This window comes from Janthinobacterium sp. 1_2014MBL_MicDiv (assembly GCF_001865675.1).
Classification (GTDB): Bacteria; Pseudomonadota; Gammaproteobacteria; order Burkholderiales; family Burkholderiaceae_D; genus Janthinobacterium.
Window position 1 is genome coordinate 42,281 of record NZ_CP011319.1, and the last position, 18,874, is coordinate 61,154.

General features: G+C 58.1%; 10 protein-coding genes, 2 tRNA genes and 3 rRNA genes. 12 read left to right on the forward strand and 3 right to left on the reverse strand.

Annotation, left to right across the window (positions count from 1 at the left end; all coding sequences use genetic code 11):
* Window positions 1-14 precede the first annotated feature (14 nt).
* Both YQ44_RS00195 and YQ44_RS00200 read left to right on the forward strand, forming a co-directional pair.
* A complete protein-coding gene (locus tag YQ44_RS00195; RefSeq protein WP_071321655.1) occupies window positions 15-1,493 on the forward strand; it encodes a DUF2868 domain-containing protein in 1,479 nt (492 codons plus the stop codon).
* The gene (locus YQ44_RS00200; RefSeq protein WP_071321656.1) at window positions 1,490-2,980 is read left to right on the forward strand and encodes a DUF3482 domain-containing protein; all 1,491 of its coding nucleotides are present in this window, start codon (window positions 1,490-1,492) and stop codon (window positions 2,978-2,980) included. The genes YQ44_RS00195 and YQ44_RS00200 overlap by 4 nt, the downstream gene beginning before the upstream one ends.
* A 1-nt stretch (window position 2,981) precedes the next feature.
* Here YQ44_RS00200 and YQ44_RS00205 read toward each other — a convergent pair whose 3' ends face one another.
* Window positions 2,982-3,884 carry a LysR family transcriptional regulator gene (locus tag YQ44_RS00205; protein WP_071321657.1) on the reverse strand — a complete coding sequence of 301 codons (903 nt, stop codon included), beginning with the start codon at window positions 3,882-3,884 and terminating at the stop codon, window positions 2,982-2,984.
* A gap of 114 nt (window positions 3,885-3,998) precedes the next feature.
* On the opposite strand from YQ44_RS00205, the gene YQ44_RS00210 reads away from it, so the two are divergent.
* From YQ44_RS00210 to rrf, 6 genes are all read left to right on the forward strand, one after another.
* Complete coding sequence (locus YQ44_RS00210; RefSeq protein WP_071326156.1) at window positions 3,999-5,078, forward strand: tartrate dehydrogenase; 1,080 nt, start codon at window positions 3,999-4,001, stop codon at window positions 5,076-5,078.
* Between the two features lie 404 nt (window positions 5,079-5,482).
* Window positions 5,483-7,013 (forward strand): 16S ribosomal RNA (locus YQ44_RS00215).
* A gap of 98 nt (window positions 7,014-7,111) precedes the next feature.
* Window positions 7,112-7,188 (forward strand) — tRNA-Ile (locus YQ44_RS00220).
* 10 nt (window positions 7,189-7,198) lie between these two features.
* Window positions 7,199-7,274: transfer RNA gene (locus YQ44_RS00225), tRNA-Ala, on the forward strand.
* Between the two features lie 239 nt (window positions 7,275-7,513).
* Window positions 7,514-10,389 (forward strand): 23S ribosomal RNA (locus YQ44_RS00230).
* 149 nt (window positions 10,390-10,538) lie between these two features.
* A 5S ribosomal RNA gene (gene rrf / locus YQ44_RS00235) occupies window positions 10,539-10,651 on the forward strand.
* The 16S, 23S and 5S rRNA genes sit together here with 2 tRNA genes alongside, the layout of an rRNA operon.
* Before the next feature lie 137 nt (window positions 10,652-10,788).
* On the opposite strand, the gene YQ44_RS00240 is transcribed toward rrf, so the two are convergent.
* Window positions 10,789-11,361 (reverse strand): acyloxyacyl hydrolase, encoded by a 573-nt coding sequence (locus YQ44_RS00240; protein WP_232251014.1) that lies wholly within the window; start codon window positions 11,359-11,361, stop codon window positions 10,789-10,791.
* A 147-nt stretch (window positions 11,362-11,508) separates the two neighbouring features.
* Here YQ44_RS00240 and YQ44_RS00245 point away from each other — a divergent pair, with 147 nt between their 5' ends.
* Window positions 11,509-12,357 (forward strand): NAD(P)-dependent oxidoreductase, encoded by an 849-nt coding sequence (locus tag YQ44_RS00245; RefSeq protein ID WP_071321658.1) that lies wholly within the window; start codon window positions 11,509-11,511, stop codon window positions 12,355-12,357.
* Window position 12,358: 1 nt separating this feature from the next.
* Here the strand turns inward: YQ44_RS00245 and YQ44_RS00250 are convergent, their stop codons facing one another.
* Window positions 12,359-13,552 carry a M20 aminoacylase family protein gene (locus YQ44_RS00250; RefSeq protein ID WP_071321659.1) on the reverse strand — a complete coding sequence of 398 codons (1,194 nt, stop codon included), beginning with the start codon at window positions 13,550-13,552 and terminating at the stop codon, window positions 12,359-12,361.
* A 206-nt stretch (window positions 13,553-13,758) separates the two neighbouring features.
* On the opposite strand from YQ44_RS00250, the gene YQ44_RS00255 reads away from it, so the two are divergent.
* The 3 genes from YQ44_RS00255 to YQ44_RS00265 all read left to right on the forward strand — a co-directional run bounded on the left by YQ44_RS00255 (window position 13,759) and on the right by YQ44_RS00265 (window position 18,843).
* A complete protein-coding gene (locus YQ44_RS00255; protein WP_071321660.1) occupies window positions 13,759-15,834 on the forward strand; it encodes a molybdopterin-containing oxidoreductase family protein in 2,076 nt (691 codons plus the stop codon).
* Between the two features lies 1 nt (window position 15,835).
* Window positions 15,836-16,885 (forward strand): aminopeptidase, encoded by a 1,050-nt coding sequence (locus YQ44_RS00260; protein WP_232251015.1) that lies wholly within the window; start codon window positions 15,836-15,838, stop codon window positions 16,883-16,885.
* 275 nt (window positions 16,886-17,160) lie between these two features.
* Entirely contained in the window at window positions 17,161-18,843 is a 1,683-nt protein-coding gene (locus tag YQ44_RS00265) for a long-chain fatty acid--CoA ligase (protein ID WP_071321661.1), read from the forward strand.
* Window positions 18,844-18,874 lie beyond the last annotated feature (31 nt).

Consider the following 18,874-nt stretch of genomic DNA (forward strand, 5'->3'; position numbering starts at 1 on the left):
AAAACAGGAGCACCATGAACGAGCAGATTGCGAGAGAAGTGGTATTGGTCCGTGCTATCGAGACGGCCGACCAGAAAAAAGAAGTCCTCAGCGAGGATGACCGCATGTATGCCAGCCGTAGTGCGCGTGAGCTTGCTCAATGGCAAGCTTCGGGCAAGCAGGCCGAGGTGACGGGCGACGACTTCCTGCAACAGCGTTCCGAGCTGATCATCAAGCGCATCACCGAGCGCACGCCCGCCTTCGCCGCCTTCGCAAAACGCCGCAACGGCATGAAAACCCTGGCGCTGGCCTTGCCTCTGCTGGCCTTGCTGCTGGGCGCCGGGCTCGACCGCATTACGGACCCTCATCGCGTCGACCTGCTGTCGGCGCCCCTGCTGCTGATCATCGCCTGGAATGTGCTGGTTTACCTGGGCTTGCTGATCTGGCTGTGCATTCCTTCGCATTCCCTGGGCTGGCCGAAAGCGGGACTGGTACGCCACCTGAGCGTGGGCCGGCTGGCCCTGCCGCGCAAATTGCCGCATGCCTTATCCTCGGGTTTGCTCAGTTTCATGGGTGAATGGGCGCACCTGAGCGCCAAGCTGACGGCCGCGCGCCTCAGCCGCACGATACACCTGAGCGCCGCCATGTTTGCCATCGGCGCCGTCGCCTCGCTGTATGCGCGTGGCTTCCTGTCGCAATACGCGGCCGGGTGGGAAAGCACGTTCCTGAATGCCAGCCAGGTGCATAGCCTGCTTTCGACCCTGTTTGCGCCAGCCATCGCCCTGTTTCACCTGCAAGGCTTTTCGCTGGCGGAAATCGAAGCGCTGCGCTTCCCGCAAACGACGGCCGTCGAAGGCGGTGCGCGCTGGGTGCATTTGTATGCGGCAACGATCTTCCTGCTGGTGGTCGTGCCGCGCCTGATCCTGGCCCTCGTCAACAATTGGCGTGCCGCGCGTCTGGCGAAACACTTCCCGCTGGATCTGGATCAACCGTATTTCCGCAAGCTCAATGAAAGCATCGGCGTGGCCACGGGCGGCATGCTGCGCGTATTGCCTTACAGCTTTACTGTCGATGAGGCGCGCCACAAGGGCCTGGGACAGATCGCGATCATGCTGTTCGGCGAGCAGGGCCGCATGATGCTGCGCCCATCGACGTCATATGGCGAGGAACCGCAGGAAGTCTTGCGTGGCACGGACCTGAATGATCCGCAAGTCAATATCACGGCAGTGCTGTTCAACCTGACGGCGACGCCGGAAAAGGAAAATCATGGCGCCTTCCTCGACTACCTGGCGCAATCGTCGGCACGCGGCATCGCCGTCCTGATCGATGAGTCCAGCTACCTGGAGCGTGCTGGCGAACAAGCGGACAATGGCGCGCGTCTGGCGGAACGAGTCGCCCTGTGGCAACAGTTCTGCCAGTTCCACAAAACCACGGCCACGCTGGTTAATTTGCTCAATCCCGCCCTGCATCCGCTCGACGCGGGTGTCGGACTGAAAGTATCGGCAGCCGCATGAGTGTGAATGTAAATAAAGACGTCCAGGAAGATGTGGCGCAGATTCAGTTTGCGCTGATCTCGCATACGAATAACGGCAAGACGACCCTGGCGCGTACCCTGGTGGGCGTGGATATCGGCGAAGTGCGCGACGCCGCCCATGTGACGGTGTTTGCGGAATCGCATACCTTGCTGGCCACGCCGCAGGGCGATGCCTTGCAACTATGGGATACGCCCGGCTTTGGCGATTCCGTGCGCCTGCTCAAGCGCCTGGGACAGGCGGGCAATCCCATCGGCTGGTTCCTGCGCGAAGTGCTGGACCGTTATCGCGACCGCCCGTTCTGGCTCAGCCAGCAGGCGCTGCGCACGGCCAAGGATGCGGCCGACGTGGTGCTGTATCTGGTGAATTCCTCGGAGAACCCCAAGGATGCGGGCTACTTGCCGGCGGAAATGAAAATCCTTGAATGGCTGGGCAAACCGGTGGTGGTCTTGCTGAATCAGATGGGGCCGCCACGTCCAGGAAATGAGGAGCATGGCGAACAGGCACGCTGGCGCGAGCATTTGCGGCAATACCCTATCGTGCGCGATGTCCTGGCGCTCGATGCGTTCGCCCGTTGCTGGGTGCATGAACGCGTGTTTTATGAAGCGGTGGGCAAGTTGTTGCCGCAGTCACAGCAAGCCGCCTATGCGCGGTTGTTTGCCACCTGGCAAGCGCAGAATACCGCGCGCTTCCAGCAGGCCATGCACTTGCTGGCCACGCAACTGGCCGTCGCCGCGAAAGACAGCGAAGCGATAGCACCTGTTTCCAAGGGCTTGCTGAAATCGGCCTTGCAGGTAGTCGGCATCGGCAAGAATGAAGAGCAGCAACGTCAGGAAAAGGCCATGGCCAGCCTGGTGGCACGGCTCAATACGCGCAGCGGCGAGACGACGCGTGAACTGTTGATCTTGCACAAACTTGACCCGACGGATGCGCATAAGATCAATGCGCGGGTGCGCGATAATTTTGCCGTGCGCGCGCCGATCGACAAGGCGCAGGCGGGCTTGCTGGGCGCCATGATCTCCGGTGCGGCGACGGGCCTGTCGGCGGACTTGATTTCCGGTGGCTTGACCCTGGGTACGGGGGCCTTGCTCGGCGGCGTGGTCGGAGCACTGACGTTCGCCGGTGCCGCCTGGGGTTTTAACTCGGGGACAGACCGCAACGAGCCGACGATGCAATTTACGGATGCCTTCCTGCGCACCCTGGTAGTGGCCGGCGTGCTGCGTTACCTGGCGGTAGCCCATTTTGGCCGGGGCCGCGGCAATTTTGTCGAAGGCGAAGCGCCGGCGTTCTGGCAGGATGAAGTCGAACAGGCGGTGGCGCGTCATGATGGCGCCTTGCTGGAACTGTGGAAAGACGTACGCCGTGAAAAATCTCCGGAGCTGGCGACCGAGCGCGTCTTGCCTATCATGACAACCATCGCGTCCGATACCCTGGCGCGCCTGTATCCGGACGTCGCGCGCCAGGTGTGAATCAATGGTTCCGTGCTTGCAGCCACTGTTCCAGAAATTGCACGCACACCCTGACCTTGGCCGAGTTCGACAACCGTGACGTGGTCACGGCCCACACATCGGCAGCCTGGTGATACGCAGGCAAGATACGCACCAGTTTGCCTTGCGCCAGGCTGCCCGCGACATCCCAGGCTGAGCGCAAAATGATGCCATGGCCATCGAGCGCCCATTGATGCACGATCTCGCCATTATTGGCCGACAGCGGCCCGTCGACCTTCACGGTTTCCTGTCCTTGTGGCCCCTGCAGTTTCCAGCGCCGCCCATCCTGGTCGCGTTCGCGGATGACGATGCATTGATGCTCGCTTAACTGCGCCAGGGTGGTCGGTACGCCATGTTGCGCCAGGTAGGCGGGTGCGGCGCACAGCACGCGCTGATTGCTGGCGATGCGGTGCGCGATCAGGTCCGGCTCCTGGACCACGCCGACCCGGATGTCGAGATCGAAACCTTCGCCCAGCAGGTCAACGGGGCGGTCGAGCAATTCCACCTGGATGTTCAGCTGCGGGTATTGCCGCGCCAATGCGGATAGCGCAGGACCGAGCCGGTTGCGGCCGAAGCCGGAACTGGAGCAGATGCGCAGCATGCCCTGCGGCTGCAATTTGGATTGCGCTACGGCATCGCCCATCTGTGCAACATCTTCCAGGATGCGCTGCGCCCATTGCCGCACGATGTTGCCATGATCGGTGACGCTGACCCGGCGCGTGGTCCGGTGCAGCAGGCGCGTCTGCAAGGCGTCTTCCAGCATACCGATGCGCTTGCTGACGACGGCCTTGGAAATACCCAGTTCCAGTGCCGTGGCGGCAAAGCTGGCTTTGTGGGCAACCAGGCAAAACAGGCGCAAGTCTTCCAGCAATGGTGTGTTTTTCATCAATTGGCCATGAAGTGTGAATACTGGGGTTCTGAATACGTTGATTGTATTCCCATGCGGTGCCAGTATCATCGAGGCATCCCATCTCTACAGGAGCTGCATGTCATGGTCACCATGGTCACCCACAGAATCGCCGTCATCGCCGGCGACGGTATCGGCAATGAAGTCATGCCGGAAGGCTTGCGCGTGCTGCGGGCCGCCGCGCAGCGTTTCAACATCGACTTGCAGTTTACGACCATGGCCTGGGCCAATTGCGACTATTACCTGGAGCACGGGCAAATGATGCCGTCGGACTGGTTTGCGCAGCTCAAGGACTTCGACGCCATTTATTTTGGCGCCGTGGGGTGGCCGGACAAGGTGCCCGACCACATTTCGCTGTGGGGATCGCTGTTGAAATTTCGCCGCGAGTTCGATGAGTACGTCAACTTGCGCCCCGTGCGGCTGATGCCCGGCGTGCCGTGCCCGCTGGCCAATAAGAAGCCGGGTGATATCGACTTTTATGTGGTGCGTGAAAATACGGAGGGCGAATATTCGTCCGTGGGCGGGCGCATGTTCGAAGGCACGGAGCGTGAAACTGTGCTGCAGGAATCCGTCTTTACACGCAAAGGTGTCGACCGCATCCTCAAATATGCGTTTGAGCTGGCGCAAAGCCGACCTAAAAAACACCTGACGTCGGCGACCAAGTCGAATGGCATCGCGATCAGCATGCCGTTCTGGGATGAGCGGGTGGAAGCGATGGCGCCCGAGTTTCCCGATGTGCGCTGGGATAAATACCATATCGACATTCTGGCGGCCCGTTTCGTGCTGAGTCCCGAGCGTTTCGACGTGGTGGTGGCGTCGAATCTGTTTGGTGACATCCTGTCCGACCTGGGCCCGGCGTGCACGGGCACAATCGCCATCGCGCCGTCGGCGAATATCAATCCGGAGCGCACGTTTCCCTCGGTATTTGAGCCCGTGCACGGTTCCGCGCCCGATATCTATGGCCAGAATATCGCCAATCCGATCGGCATGATCTGGTCGGGCGCCATGCTGCTCGATTTTCTCGGTAATGGCGACGCCCGTTACACGGCCGCGCATGATGCGATTGTGCGCGCCATCGAGCAGGTGCTCGAGCATGGCCCACGCACGCCGGACATGGGCGGCAGCGCCAGTACGACCGATGTCGGCATGGCGGTTGCAGACTTGCTGAAATAAAGCTTGCCGCCCGTGGGTGGCTTTGCTATAGTTCGCCTCCCCAATGAGACGCACTAGTTTGCGGCACAAAAGGGACAGTCTTCCGGGGCTGGGTAGTAAAAAGAAGGAGTTGACGGACGTAGCAAATTGCTTCATACTCTTCCTTCTTCGCAGCTGACAAACACAACGCTTTGTCGATAGCGCGAAAGCAGTAACCGAATACAGTTCTTTAACAATTAACAGTCGATAAGTGTGGGCATTTGATGTAGGTGCAGCGTCAATCTTCGGATTGGCGTAATACTTAAAATATCAAATGTTCACAAGAAATAATGAAATAGGCGCTACGCAAGTAGTGGCCTGTCAGTTTTTTGAGTGAGCGACCCGTCGCAAGACGGTGCCAATAAAATGGCAAAGTAACAGAGATTAAACTGAAGAGTTTGATCCTGGCTCAGATTGAACGCTGGCGGCATGCCTTACACATGCAAGTCGAACGGCAGCACGGAGCTTGCTCTGGTGGCGAGTGGCGAACGGGTGAGTAATATATCGGAACGTACCCTAGAGTGGGGGATAACGTAGCGAAAGTTACGCTAATACCGCATACGATCTAAGGATGAAAGTGGGGGATCGCAAGACCTCATGCTCGTGGAGCGGCCGATATCTGATTAGCTAGTTGGTAGGGTAAAAGCCTACCAAGGCATCGATCAGTAGCTGGTCTGAGAGGACGACCAGCCACACTGGAACTGAGACACGGTCCAGACTCCTACGGGAGGCAGCAGTGGGGAATTTTGGACAATGGGCGAAAGCCTGATCCAGCAATGCCGCGTGAGTGAAGAAGGCCTTCGGGTTGTAAAGCTCTTTTGTCAGGGAAGAAACGGTGAGGGCTAATATCTCTTGCTAATGACGGTACCTGAAGAATAAGCACCGGCTAACTACGTGCCAGCAGCCGCGGTAATACGTAGGGTGCAAGCGTTAATCGGAATTACTGGGCGTAAAGCGTGCGCAGGCGGTTTTGTAAGTCTGATGTGAAATCCCCGGGCTCAACCTGGGAATTGCATTGGAGACTGCAAGGCTAGAATCTGGCAGAGGGGGGTAGAATTCCACGTGTAGCAGTGAAATGCGTAGATATGTGGAGGAACACCGATGGCGAAGGCAGCCCCCTGGGTCAAGATTGACGCTCATGCACGAAAGCGTGGGGAGCAAACAGGATTAGATACCCTGGTAGTCCACGCCCTAAACGATGTCTACTAGTTGTCGGGTCTTAATTGACTTGGTAACGCAGCTAACGCGTGAAGTAGACCGCCTGGGGAGTACGGTCGCAAGATTAAAACTCAAAGGAATTGACGGGGACCCGCACAAGCGGTGGATGATGTGGATTAATTCGATGCAACGCGAAAAACCTTACCTACCCTTGACATGGCTGGAATCCTCGAGAGATTGGGGAGTGCTCGAAAGAGAACCAGTACACAGGTGCTGCATGGCTGTCGTCAGCTCGTGTCGTGAGATGTTGGGTTAAGTCCCGCAACGAGCGCAACCCTTGTCATTAGTTGCTACGAAAGGGCACTCTAATGAGACTGCCGGTGACAAACCGGAGGAAGGTGGGGATGACGTCAAGTCCTCATGGCCCTTATGGGTAGGGCTTCACACGTCATACAATGGTACATACAGAGCGCCGCCAACCCGCGAGGGGGAGCTAATCGCAGAAAGTGTATCGTAGTCCGGATTGTAGTCTGCAACTCGACTGCATGAAGTTGGAATCGCTAGTAATCGCGGATCAGCATGTCGCGGTGAATACGTTCCCGGGTCTTGTACACACCGCCCGTCACACCATGGGAGCGGGTTTTACCAGAAGTAGGTAGCTTAACCGCAAGGAGGGCGCTTACCACGGTAGGATTCGTGACTGGGGTGAAGTCGTAACAAGGTAGCCGTATCGGAAGGTGCGGCTGGATCACCTCCTTTCTAGAGTTTGCACGAATCAGTAATGGTTCACGCATCAAATGTTCACACTTATCGGCTGTTAGTAAGAGAAGAAACAGTAGTCGTAGTAGCACCGCGTTGGGGCTGTAGCTCAGCTGGTTAGAGCACCGTGTTGATAACGCGGGGGTCGTTGGTTCGAGTCCAACCAGCCCTACCAGTCATACCCAGGGGGATTAGCTCAGCTGGGAGAGCACCTGCTTTGCAAGCAGGGGGTCGTCGGTTCGATCCCGTCATCCTCCACCAAAGTTTTACCCGAAAGTGCAAACGTAAGCCGCTAGGTTTAGGTTTGATCTTTTAGCGATCAAAGCTGTTTCGTTCTTTAACAATCTGGAAGAAGTAAAGATTATTTATTGATCGGTTTGCCGTAAAAAGCAAATCGATGGGTAATGATTGTATGTATCAACAAACAAGCAACAACGTTGTACTTTCTTATCCCTGTAGCGCTCTTTGATTATTTAGGTAATCAGAGGCTAACGTTATAGGGACAAGCGAATAAGTGCACATGGTGGATGCCTTGGCGATTACAGGCGATGAAGGACGTAGTAGCTTGCGATAAGCTGCGGGGAGTGAGCAAACACACTTTGATCCGCAGATTTCCGAATGGGGCAACCCACCCTTTTAGGGTATTGCATACTGAATACATAGGTATGCAAGGCGAACGCGGCGAACTGAAACATCTAAGTAGCTGCAGGAAAAGAAATCAACCGAGATTCCCAAAGTAGCGGCGAGCGAAATGGGAAGAGCCTGTACGTGATAGTCGGACCGATAACAGAATCCTCTGGAAATAGGAGCCATAGTGGGTGATAGCCCCGTATGTGAAATCGGACCGGTGGTACTAAGCGTACGACAAGTAGGGCGGGACACGTGACATCCTGTCTGAATATGGGGGGACCATCCTCCAAGGCTAAATACTCGTAATCGACCGATAGTGAACCAGTACCGTGAGGGAAAGGCGAAAAGAACCCCGGAAGGGGAGTGAAATAGATCCTGAAACCGTGTGCATACAAACAGTAGGAGCGGACTTGTTCCGTGACTGCGTACCTTTTGTATAATGGGTCAGCGACTTACATTCAGTGGCAAGGTTAACCAAATAGGGAAGCCGTAGAGAAATCGAGTCCGAATAGGGCGATCAGTCGCTGGGTGTAGACCCGAAACCAAGTGATCTACTCATGGCCAGGATGAAGGTGCGGTAACACGCCCTGGAGGTCCGAACCCACTAATGTTGAAAAATTAGGGGATGAGCTGTGGGTAGGGGTGAAAGGCTAAACAAACTTGGAAATAGCTGGTTCTCTCCGAAAACTATTTAGGTAGTGCCTCAAGTATCACCATCGGGGGTAGAGCACTGTTATGGCTAGGGGGTCATTGCGACTTACCAAACCATTGCAAACTCCGAATACCGATGAGTGCGAGCTTGGGAGACAGACGTCGGGTGCTAACGTCCGGCGTCAAGAGGGAAACAACCCAGACCGCCAGCTAAGGTCCCAAAGATTGGCTAAGTGGAAAACGAAGTGGGAAGGCTAAAACAGTCAGGATGTTGGCTTAGAAGCAGCCATCATTTAAAGAAAGCGTAATAGCTCACTGATCGAGTCGTCCTGCGCGGAAGATGTAACGGGGCTAAGCCAGTCACCGAAGCTGCGGATATCCTTTATTGGATATGGTAGGAGAGCGTTCTGTAAGCCTGCGAAGGTGTCTTGTAAAGGATGCTGGAGGTATCAGAAGTGCGAATGCTGACATGAGTAGCGATAATGGGGGTGAAAAGCCTCCACGCCGTAAGCCCAAGGTTTCCTGTTCAACGTTCATCGGAGCAGGGTGAGTCGGCCCCTAAGGCGAGGCAGAGATGCGTAGCTGATGGGAAGCAGGTTAATATTCCTGCACCGTCGTATGATGCGATGGGGGGACGGATCGCGGAAGGTTGTCTGACTGTTGGAATAGTCAGTTTCTGTCTCATAGAAGGCGCTTAGGCAAATCCGGGCGCGGAATTCAAGGGGATGGGACGAGTGAGCTTGCTCACGAAGCAATCGGAAGTGGTTCCAAGAAAAGCCTCTAAGCTTCAGTCATACGAGACCGTACCGCAAACCGACACAGGTGGGCGAGATGAGTATTCTAAGGCGCTTGAGAGAACTCGGGAGAAGGAACTCGGCAAATTGGTACCGTAACTTCGGGAAAAGGTACGCCCCGGTAGCTTGATTGGTTTACTCCATGAGGGTGAAAGGGTTGCAATAAACTGGTGGCTGCGACTGTTTAATAAAAACACAGCACTCTGCAAACACGAAAGTGGACGTATAGGGTGTGACGCCTGCCCGGTGCTGGAAGATTAAATGATGGGGTGCAAGCTCTTGATTGAAGTCCCAGTAAACGGCGGCCGTAACTATAACGGTCCTAAGGTAGCGAAATTCCTTGTCGGGTAAGTTCCGACCTGCACGAATGGCGTAACGATGGCCACACTGTCTCCTCCCGAGACTCAGCGAAGTTGAAATGTTTGTGATGATGCAATCTACCCGCGGCTAGACGGAAAGACCCCATGAACCTTTACTGTAGCTTTGCATTGGACTTTGAACCAATCTGTGTAGGATAGGTGGGAGGCTTTGAAGCGGGGACGCTAGTTCTCGTGGAGCCAACCTTGAAATACCACCCTGGTTTGTTTGAGGTTCTAACCTTGGTCCGTTATCCGGATCGGGGACAGTGCATGGTAGGCAGTTTGACTGGGGCGGTCTCCTCCTAAAGTGTAACGGAGGAGTTCGAAGGTACGCTAGATACGGTCGGACATCGTGTTGATAGTGCAATGGCATAAGCGTGCTTAACTGCGAGACTGACAAGTCGAGCAGGTACGAAAGTAGGACATAGTGATCCGGTGGTTCTGTATGGAAGGGCCATCGCTCAACGGATAAAAGGTACTCTGGGGATAACAGGCTGATTCCTCCCAAGAGTTCATATCGACGGGGGAGTTTGGCACCTCGATGTCGGCTCATCACATCCTGGGGCTGTAGCCGGTCCCAAGGGTATGGCTGTTCGCCATTTAAAGTGGTACGTGAGCTGGGTTTAAAACGTCGTGAGACAGTTTGGTCCCTATCTGCCGTGGGCGTTGGAAATTTGAAGGGGGCTGCTCCTAGTACGAGAGGACCGGAGTGGACGAACCTCTGGTGTACCGGTTGTCACGCCAGTGGCATTGCCGGGTAGCTAAGTTCGGAAGAGATAACCGCTGAAAGCATCTAAGCGGGAAACTTGCCTTGAGATGAGATTTCCCAGAGCCTTGAGCTCTTTGAAGGGTCGTTCGAGACCAGGACGTTGATAGGCTGGGTGTGGAAGTGCAGTAATGCATTAAGCTAACCAGTACTAATTGCCCGTACGGCTTGTCCCTATAACCTTAGCAGGTACAGAGGATAAGAAAGTAACGTTGTGAGTTGTTGATACCACTCATTACCCAAGTAATACCTCAATACATAATCCGCTTCTTCCAGATTCATGACGCTGCTGCCCAATCGGGAGCAACCGTCAGTACAAGTTATGCCTGATGACCATAGCAAGTTGGTCCCACCCCTTCCCATCCCGAACAGGACCGTGAAACAACTTTGCGCCGATGATAGTGCTGCAACCAGTGTGAAAGTAGGTTATCGTCAGGCTTGTTATACGCAGTAGAGAAAAACCCCGCCAGTGATGGCGGGGTTTTTTTTCGTCTGGCGCTTTTGTTTGACGCCATCGAATGGCAGGCATAAAAAAAGGCACCGCTACGCGGTGCCTTTGTCATTTATCACGCCCATTAAAAATGGTAAGCGACTTTGATGTTCATGTAATTGACGCCGCTATTCGGTTTCTTGTAGCCGCCGTTCGAGAAATGCTGGATCTTTGCAGCGACTTCCCATTTGTTATTGAAGATATAGCCTACGCCGATATGGTCGCCGAACTGGAAGTGGGTCGACAGGCGGTTATCGTCGTTATCGTACAGCTTGGACAGCATATGCACGCCTATGCCGCCTTCGGCATAGAAGCCCAGTTTATTCGTGTTTTCAAAGCGGAACACGGGGGTAAAACCCAGATCCCACAGTTTTTGATGCTGGCCAGGGACATTGCGATAGCTCTTGCCATCCCAACCGCCGATGCTGGCATCCCAGTAGCCGCTCAATTGCGTGCCATTCGATACGAACCAGGCCTTATCCCAGTTCGAGGTCACGCCAGCGCGCACCATTTGCACCTTTACGCCCTTAGCGTATTCACCGTAGACGGAGTCGATCAGTTTGTCGTCGGCGGCAAAGCCGGCATTGGCCGCCATCAGCGCGGTAATGGCGGCGATGGATTTGAGGAGATTCTTCTTGAAGAACATAGAGGCTTTCATCGTAAAATTGGCCGATAGGCTGCTGTCTTGTTTGCGCAGGCGCAAGCTTGCTTTGCATGCCGCTTTCGCCACTTGTTGATCTCAGGGGTTCAATTGACATTCTCTACAAAAATCGCGTTTCTCGGTATCGGTCTGATGGGGGATCCGATGGTCCGGCGCCTGCTGCACGCTGGATATTTTGTCACAATTTGGAATCGCACGCACAGCAAGGCCCAAGTCCTGCGTGCGGCAGGGGCGCAGCCTGTCGTTTCCATCGCCGAGGCGGTCAATGGTGCGGACGTGATCATCTCGATGCTGGAGGCGGGTCCCATCGTGGCGCAGGTGTTGCAAGATGCGTTGCCGGCCCTGCCGGCTGGCGCGATCTGGATCGATATGAGTTCCACCAAGCAAGCCGAAGCCCAGCAATTTCATGCCACCTTGCAAGCAGCTGGCCATGCCTTTGTCGATGCACCCGTTTCGGGGGGCGTCGGCGGCGCCCAGGCTGGCAGCCTGGCCATCATGGCCGGCGCCAGCGCCAGCGATTATGCGCGCGTGGAGCATATTTTGACGGCAATGGGGCGGCCGACCCTGGTGGGGCCGGCCGGCAGCGGCCAGGTGGCCAAGTTATGCAATCAGCTGATCGTCGGCGCGACCCTGAATATCGTGGCAGAAGCGTTGCTGCTGGCCCAGGCGGCCGGCGCCGATGCGAGCGCCGTACGGGCCGCGATCCGCGGCGGCTTCGCCGAAAGCAAGATTCTGGACGTGCATGGTCAACGCATGCTGGAACGTAATTTCGTTGCCGGTGGCCAGGTGAAAAGCCAGATCAAGGACATGCACAACATCCTTGCGGCGGCCGAGGCGGCCCATCTCACCTTGCCGGTGACGCAACTGGTGACGCAACGCTATGACAGCATCGCCGCCACCTATCCGACGGCGGACCATGCGGCCGCCTTGCTGGCCCTGGAAGCGCTGAATCCGGGCCAGCGCCTGGGCGGCGGTCCGGACAAGTTGAGCTAATTCAAGTGACAGGCAGGCTCGCTTCGGCCAGCTTGACCCAGAAACTGGCGCCGATCGGCAGCAGATGGTCGTTGAAGTCGTAGCTGCCATTGTGCAGGACGCACGGTCCCAGGCCGTGGCCGCCATCGCGGTGCTCGCCATCGCCATTGCCGATGAAAATGTAGCAGCCGGCTTTTTCCTGCAGGAAAAACGCAAAGTCCTCGGCACCCATGGTGGGTTCGACATTGGCGTTGACCTTGTCCGCTCCCACCACGCTCTGCATCACTTCGACGGCAAACGCCGTTTCTTTCGCATGGTTGACCAGCGGCGGGTAGTTGCGCTTGAAGTGGAAATCGACTTCGGCGCCAAAGGCGGCGGCCGTGTGCACGGCGATATCGCGCATGCGCTCTTCGATCAAGTCCAGCACGGGCGTGGTGAAGGTGCGTACCGTGCCGACCAGGCTGGCGTCATCGGGGATCACATTGGTGGCGCTGCCCGCATGGATTTGCGTGATCGACAGCACGGCCGTGTCGAGCGGGCTCTTGTTGCGGGTAATCACGGTTTGCCAGCTTTGCGCGATTTGCACGGCCACCATCACGGGATCGATGCCCTTGTGCGGCTGGGCCGCATGCGCTCCCTTGCCTTTCACGGTGACGTGGAATTCATTGCTGGAAGCCATCATCGGTCCTGGCACCACGCTCAGGGTGCCCGTTTCCGCGCCCGGCCAGTTGTGCATGCCGTAGATGGCATCCATGGGAAAGCGGGTAAACAAGCCGTCTTCGATCATTTCGCGCGCGCCGGCGCCGCCTTCTTCGGCCGGCTGGAAGACCAGGTATACGGTGCCGTCGAAATGGCGGTGCTGTGCCAGGTGATGGGCGGCGCCGAGCAGCATGGCCGTGTGGCCGTCATGGCCGCAGGCGTGCATCTTGCCCGGATGGCGCGAAGCATGCTCGAAGGTATTCATTTCCTGCATGGGAAGAGCATCCATGTCGGCACGCAAGCCGATGGCGCGCTTGGACGTGCCATTCTGGATGATGCCGACCACGCCCGTGCGGCCCAGGCCGCGTACCACGGGAATGCCCCATTCCGTCAGTTTGGCGGCGACGACGTCCGAGGTGCGCTGTTCTTCATAGCACAGCTCGGGATGGGCGTGCAGGTCGCGGCGGATAGCTTGCAGCTCGGATTGAAACGCCAAGATGGGATCAACTAGTTTCATGGGACTCTCCTGTGGATGCTGGCGCGCAGCCATGTAGGGCGCGCCGGACCGCGTTTGTCTGATCAAAAACAGGCGCGGCTAATAATGCATTGTAGCCCTTGTTTGCCGGGGAAATCCAGCGCACGGCCGAGCTTGCCATGGCGCCAACAGCAAGCGTGCGGAATGGTTTACAGTATCGCCTTCCGCCAACGTTTTTGGATTGCACCATGACCACGACCCAAGTGCGCGCCGCCTGCCCGCTCGACTGCCCCGATACCTGCGCCCTCCTGGTCACGGTGACCGACGGCATCGCCACGGCCGTCAAGGGCGATCCCGACCACCCGACCACGGCTGGCGTGCTGTGCACGAAGGTGTCGCGCTTCACGGAGCGCACCTACCATGCGGACCGCCTGTTGACGCCGCTGCGCCGCGTGGGCAAGAAAGGCGAGGGCAAGTTCGAGCCCATCAGCTGGGACGAGGCATTGCAGACCATCGCGGCCCGATTGAAACCGATCGCCGCGCGCGATCCGCAAGCGATCTTGCCGTATAGCTACTGCGGCACCATGGGCCTGGTGCAGGGCGAGTCGATGTCGTCGCGCTTTTTCAACCAGCTGGGCGCTTCCCTGCTGGACCGCACCATCTGCGCCTCGGCCGGCGCCACCGGATACCGCTATACGGTGGGCGCCAGCATCGGCACGGACCTGGAACAGTTTCAGAATGCCAAGCTGATCATCATCTGGGGCGGCAACCCGATCGCCTCGAACCTGCATTTCTGGATGCGCGCGCAGGAAGCCAAGCGCCATGGCGCCACTCTGATCGCCATCGACCCCTACCGTTCGCTGACGGCCGAGAAATGCCACCAGCATATCGCCTTGCTGCCCGGCACCGACGCGGCCCTGGCGCTGGGCTTGATGCATGTCTTGATCACGGAAGACTGGCTCGATCATGACTACATCGAACGCTACACTGTCGGCTATGACGCGTTGCAACAGCGCGCGCTGGAATGGCCGCCCGAGCGCGCGGCCGAGGTGTGCGGCATCACCGCCACGGAAGTGGTGGAACTGGCGCGACTGTACGGCCAGACTTGCCGTAACGGCGACGGTGCCGCCATCCGCGCCAACTACGGCGTGCAGCGCGTGCACGGGGGCGGCATGGCGGTGCGCAATATCGCCTGCCTGCCCGCGCTGACGGGTGCCTGGCGCCATGCGGCCGGCGGCATGCAGCTGTCGAGTTCGGGTTCCTTCCCCGTCAATCGCAAGGCCTTGCAGCGTCCTGATTTATTGAAGGGAAGCCCGCGCACCATCAACATGAGCACCATCGGCGACGACCTGTTGAAGGAAAGCTCGCCCGAGTTCGGCCCGCAAGTCGAAGCCGTGATCGTCTACAACTCGAATCCGCTGGCGGTGGCGCCCGACTCCTCGAAAGTGGCGCAGGGTTTTGCCCGCGAAGATTTGTTTACGGTCGTGCTCGAGCACTTCCAGACCGATACCGTCGACTACGCCGACATCGTGCTGCCCGCCACGACGCAGCTGGAACATGTCGACGCGCACGCCACGTATGGCCATTTGTACATGATGGCGAACAACGCGGCCGTGGCGCCGCTGGGCGAGGCGAAGGCGAATACGGAGATTTTCCGCCTGCTGGCGCAGCACATGGGCTTTGATGACCCGTGCTTCCAGGAAAGCGATGATGCGCTGGCCGCGCAGGCGTTTGACGCGACCCATGCTCGGGCCGTGCATTTCGATTGGGAATCGCTGAAACGCACGGGCTGGCAAAAACTGGCCATGCCCGAGGCGCCGTTCGCCGACGGCGGCTTCCCCACGCCATCGGGCAAGTGCGAGTTCTACTCCGATGCCATGGCGCAAGCAGGACTCGATCCCTTGCCCACGTATATCGCGCCGTACGAATCGCTGGCCAGCAATCCCGCGCTGGCGGCCCGTTATCCGCTGGCGATGATTTCGCCGCCGGCCCGCAATTTTTTGAATTCCACTTTCGTCAACGTGACCAGCCTGCGCGCGGCCGAAGGCGAGCCGCACCTCGATATCCATCCCGAGGATGGCGCCGCGCGCGGCATCGCGGCCGGCGACATGGTGCGCATCTTCAATGACCGCGGCAGTTTTGTGGCCAAGGCCAGGGTGACGGACAAGGCAAGAAAAGGCCTGGTGGTGGGCTTGTCCGTGTGGTGGAAGAAACTGGCCAGCGATGGCAAGAACGCCAATGAAGTGACGAGCCAGCGCCTGACGGACATGGGCCGCGCTCCCACCTTCTACGACACGCTGGTCGAAGTGGAAAAGGCCGGCTGACATGGCGCGCTGGCCGGCCCGGCTGCTGGCAGGCATGCTGTGCCTGTCGCTGGGCGGCTGCACGCAGCTGCGCTATTACGCGCAGGCGGCGCAGGGACAGTATGCGTTGTGGTCCGGCGCGCGTCCCGTCGACGACTGGATGAACGACCCTGCCACCGAGCCGCGCCTGAAGGCCCGCCTGCTCAAGGCGCAGCAGATCCGCCGTTTTGCCGTCAGCGAACTGGACTTGCCGGACAATGGCAGCTACACGCAATACGCCGCCTTGTCGCGGCCGTTCGTGCTGTGGAACGTGGTGGCCACGCCGGAACTGTCGCTGCAGCCGCTGCAATGGTGTTTTCCCGTCGCCGGCTGCGTTAGCTACCGCGGCTATTACAGCAAGGACGAGGCCCTGGCCTACGCCGACGAACTGCGGGCCCAGCATTACGACGTGCAGGTGGGCGGCGTGCCCGCGTATTCCACGCTGGGCTGGTTCGACGACCCGCTGCTGTCGACCTTTATCCATTACAACGATGCGGAGCTGGCGCGCCTGGTCTTCCACGAACTGGCGCACCAGGTGGTGTACGTGCCCGGCGATTCTGCCTTCAACGAATCGTTTGCCGGCGCCGTGGAAGAAGCGGGCGTGCAGCGCTGGCTGGCGCGCGAGGGCAATGACGCCATGCGCGACGCCTATGCCCGGTATGCGGCGCGGCGCCAGGATTTCCTCGCCCTGCTGCTGCACTACCGGGGCGAACTGGAAGCCGTGTATGCGGGCGACGCCAGCGATGCGCAGAAGCGGGCGCGCAAGGCGCAGCTATTTGCCGAGTTGAAAGAGGCGTATCAGGTGCTGCGGCAAAACTGGGGCGGTTTTGCCGGCTATGACCGCTGGTTCGAGCAGCCATTGAGCAATGCGCACCTGGCTTCCGTGTCCACCTACAATGAATTTTTGCCTGCCTTCAAAAAATTGCTGGAAGAAAAAAAGAACTTTCGTGCTTTTTATGCTGCAGTGCACACAATGTCTCAGATCAAGAAGCCTGAGCGCAGGCGTGCGCTGGAACAATTGTCCAGCCCCTGACCCGTAAAGATTGCCCCGTACGCCGAGGCGAGCGATCCTGCAACGGCGTATTTATCATGCTGCAATGCAGCACAAAACTGCCCTAGAGTTGCTGCTCGAATACTGTTGAAAGCGCTTGCATGGAAGCGCGGCGACCGATAGCATCGCGTTAGTAGCATAGAGCAATTGCTCGTCAGAATGCTCAAACCGACTGCAGGACGACAGAATCCGCAGCAATGATCCGCGCCGGCAAGGTGCGCCGGCTCCCCACGATTATTCGAGACAAGAGGCACAGGATGGAAAAAATTTGGCTGAAGTCGTACCCTCCCGGCGTACCTGCCGACATTAATCCTGATCAATATCGTTCGCTGGTGCATGTGCTGGAAGAAGCGTTTCAAAAATATGCGGACCGCAATGCCTATGTCTGTATGGACAAATTTCTCACCTATGCCGAACTCGATACCTATTCGCGCCAGCTGGGCGCCTGGCTGCAAAGCCGGGGCTTGAAAAAAGGGGCCAGAGTCGCCCTGATGATGCCGAACGTGCTCCAGTATCCGGTGGCGATTGCCGCCGTGCTGCGCGCCGGCTACACGGTGGTCAACGTCAATCCGCTGTACACGCCGCGCGAACTCGAGCACCAGCTCAACGATTCGGGCAGCGAAGCCATCATCGTGCTGGAAAACTTCGCCCATACGCTCGAACAGGTGTTGAGCAAGACAGCCGTCAAGCACATCATCGTTGCCAGCATGGGCGAGATGCTCGGCGGCTTGAAGGGCATGATCGTCAATTTTGTCGTGCGCAACGTCAAGAAGATGGTGCCCGCGTATTCCCTGCCGAACGCCATGCGTTTCAAGCAGGCGCTGGCGCTGGGCAGCCGCATGAAACTCACGCCGGTCGAGCTGAGCATCAACGACGCCGCCTTCCTGCAATACACCGGCGGCACGACGGGCGTGTCGAAAGGCGCGACCTTGAGCCACCGCAATGTGATCGCGAATGTGCTGCAGAGCGAAGCGTGGTCGGGCGCGGCGCTCGACCAGAACAGCAAGGAGCAGCTGATCATCGTCTGCGCCTTGCCGCTGTACCATATCTTCGCGCTGACGGCGTGCGCGATGTGGGGCACGCGCGTGGGCGCGCTGAATATCCTGATTCCGAATCCGCGCGATATCCCGGGCCTGATCAAGGAACTGGGCAAGTACAAATTCAACTTGTTGCCGGCAGTTAATACGCTGTACAACGCGCTGGTGAATCACCCCGACTTTGCCCGGCTCGACTTCTCGGGCTTGAAGATCGCCAATGGCGGCGGCATGGCGGTGCAGCAATCCGTCAACGACAAATGGCTGCAGGCGACGGGCGTCTCCATCATCGAAGGCTATGGTTTGTCGGAAACATCACCGGTTGCTACCTGTAACCGCGCCGACACCACGGTGTTTTCCGGCACCATCGGCTTGCCCGTGCCGTCGACCGACATCGCCATCCTCGACGATGACGGCAAGGAAGTGCCGCTGGGCCAGACGGGCGAGATCGCCATCCGCGGCCCGCAAGTGATGACGGGCTACTGGAACCGCCCCGACGAGACGGCCAAGGTGATGACACAAGACGGTTACTTCAAATCGGGCGACGTGGGCATCATGGACGAGCGCGGCTATGTGAAGATCGTGGATCGCAAGAAAGACATGATCCTCGTCTCCGGCTTCAATGTATATCCGAACGAGGTCGAAGCCGTCATCGCGGCCCATCCGGGCGTGCTCGAGTGCGCCTGCGTGGGCGTGCCGGACGAACATTCTGGCGAAGCCGTGAAAGTGTTCGTCGTGCGCAAGGACCCGAACCTGACCCAGGAAGTGCTGGCCGCATATTGCAAGGAACAGTTCACGGGCTACAAGCGGCCGAAATACATCGAATTCCGCGATGAACTGCCGAAGACCAACGTTGGCAAGATTTTGCGTCGCGCCTTGCGCGACGAGAAGAAGATAGCAGCATAAACAGTGCCGGGGGCGCCCAAGGCTGCGCCCC

Bases quoted from the DNA above. Each gene is read 5' to 3' on its own strand.
- YQ44_RS00195 (WP_071321655.1), top strand. From the start codon at position 15: ATGAACGAGCAGATTGCGAGAGAAGTGGTATTGGTCCGTGCTATCGAG.
- YQ44_RS00200 (WP_071321656.1), top strand. From the start codon at position 1,490: ATGAGTGTGAATGTAAATAAAGACGTCCAGGAAGATGTGGCGCAGATT.
- YQ44_RS00205 (WP_071321657.1), bottom strand. From the start codon at position 3,884: ATGAAAAACACACCATTGCTGGAAGACTTGCGCCTGTTTTGCCTGGTT.
- YQ44_RS00210 (WP_071326156.1), top strand. From the start codon at position 3,999: ATGGTCACCCACAGAATCGCCGTCATCGCCGGCGACGGTATCGGCAAT.
- YQ44_RS00240 (WP_232251014.1), bottom strand. From the start codon at position 11,361: ATGAAAGCCTCTATGTTCTTCAAGAAGAATCTCCTCAAATCCATCGCC.
- YQ44_RS00245 (WP_071321658.1), top strand. From the start codon at position 11,509: ATGGTCCGGCGCCTGCTGCACGCTGGATATTTTGTCACAATTTGGAAT.
- YQ44_RS00250 (WP_071321659.1), bottom strand. From the start codon at position 13,552: ATGAAACTAGTTGATCCCATCTTGGCGTTTCAATCCGAGCTGCAAGCT.
- YQ44_RS00255 (WP_071321660.1), top strand. From the start codon at position 13,759: ATGACCACGACCCAAGTGCGCGCCGCCTGCCCGCTCGACTGCCCCGAT.
- YQ44_RS00260 (WP_232251015.1), top strand. From the start codon at position 15,836: ATGGCGCGCTGGCCGGCCCGGCTGCTGGCAGGCATGCTGTGCCTGTCG.
- YQ44_RS00265 (WP_071321661.1), top strand. From the start codon at position 17,161: ATGGAAAAAATTTGGCTGAAGTCGTACCCTCCCGGCGTACCTGCCGAC.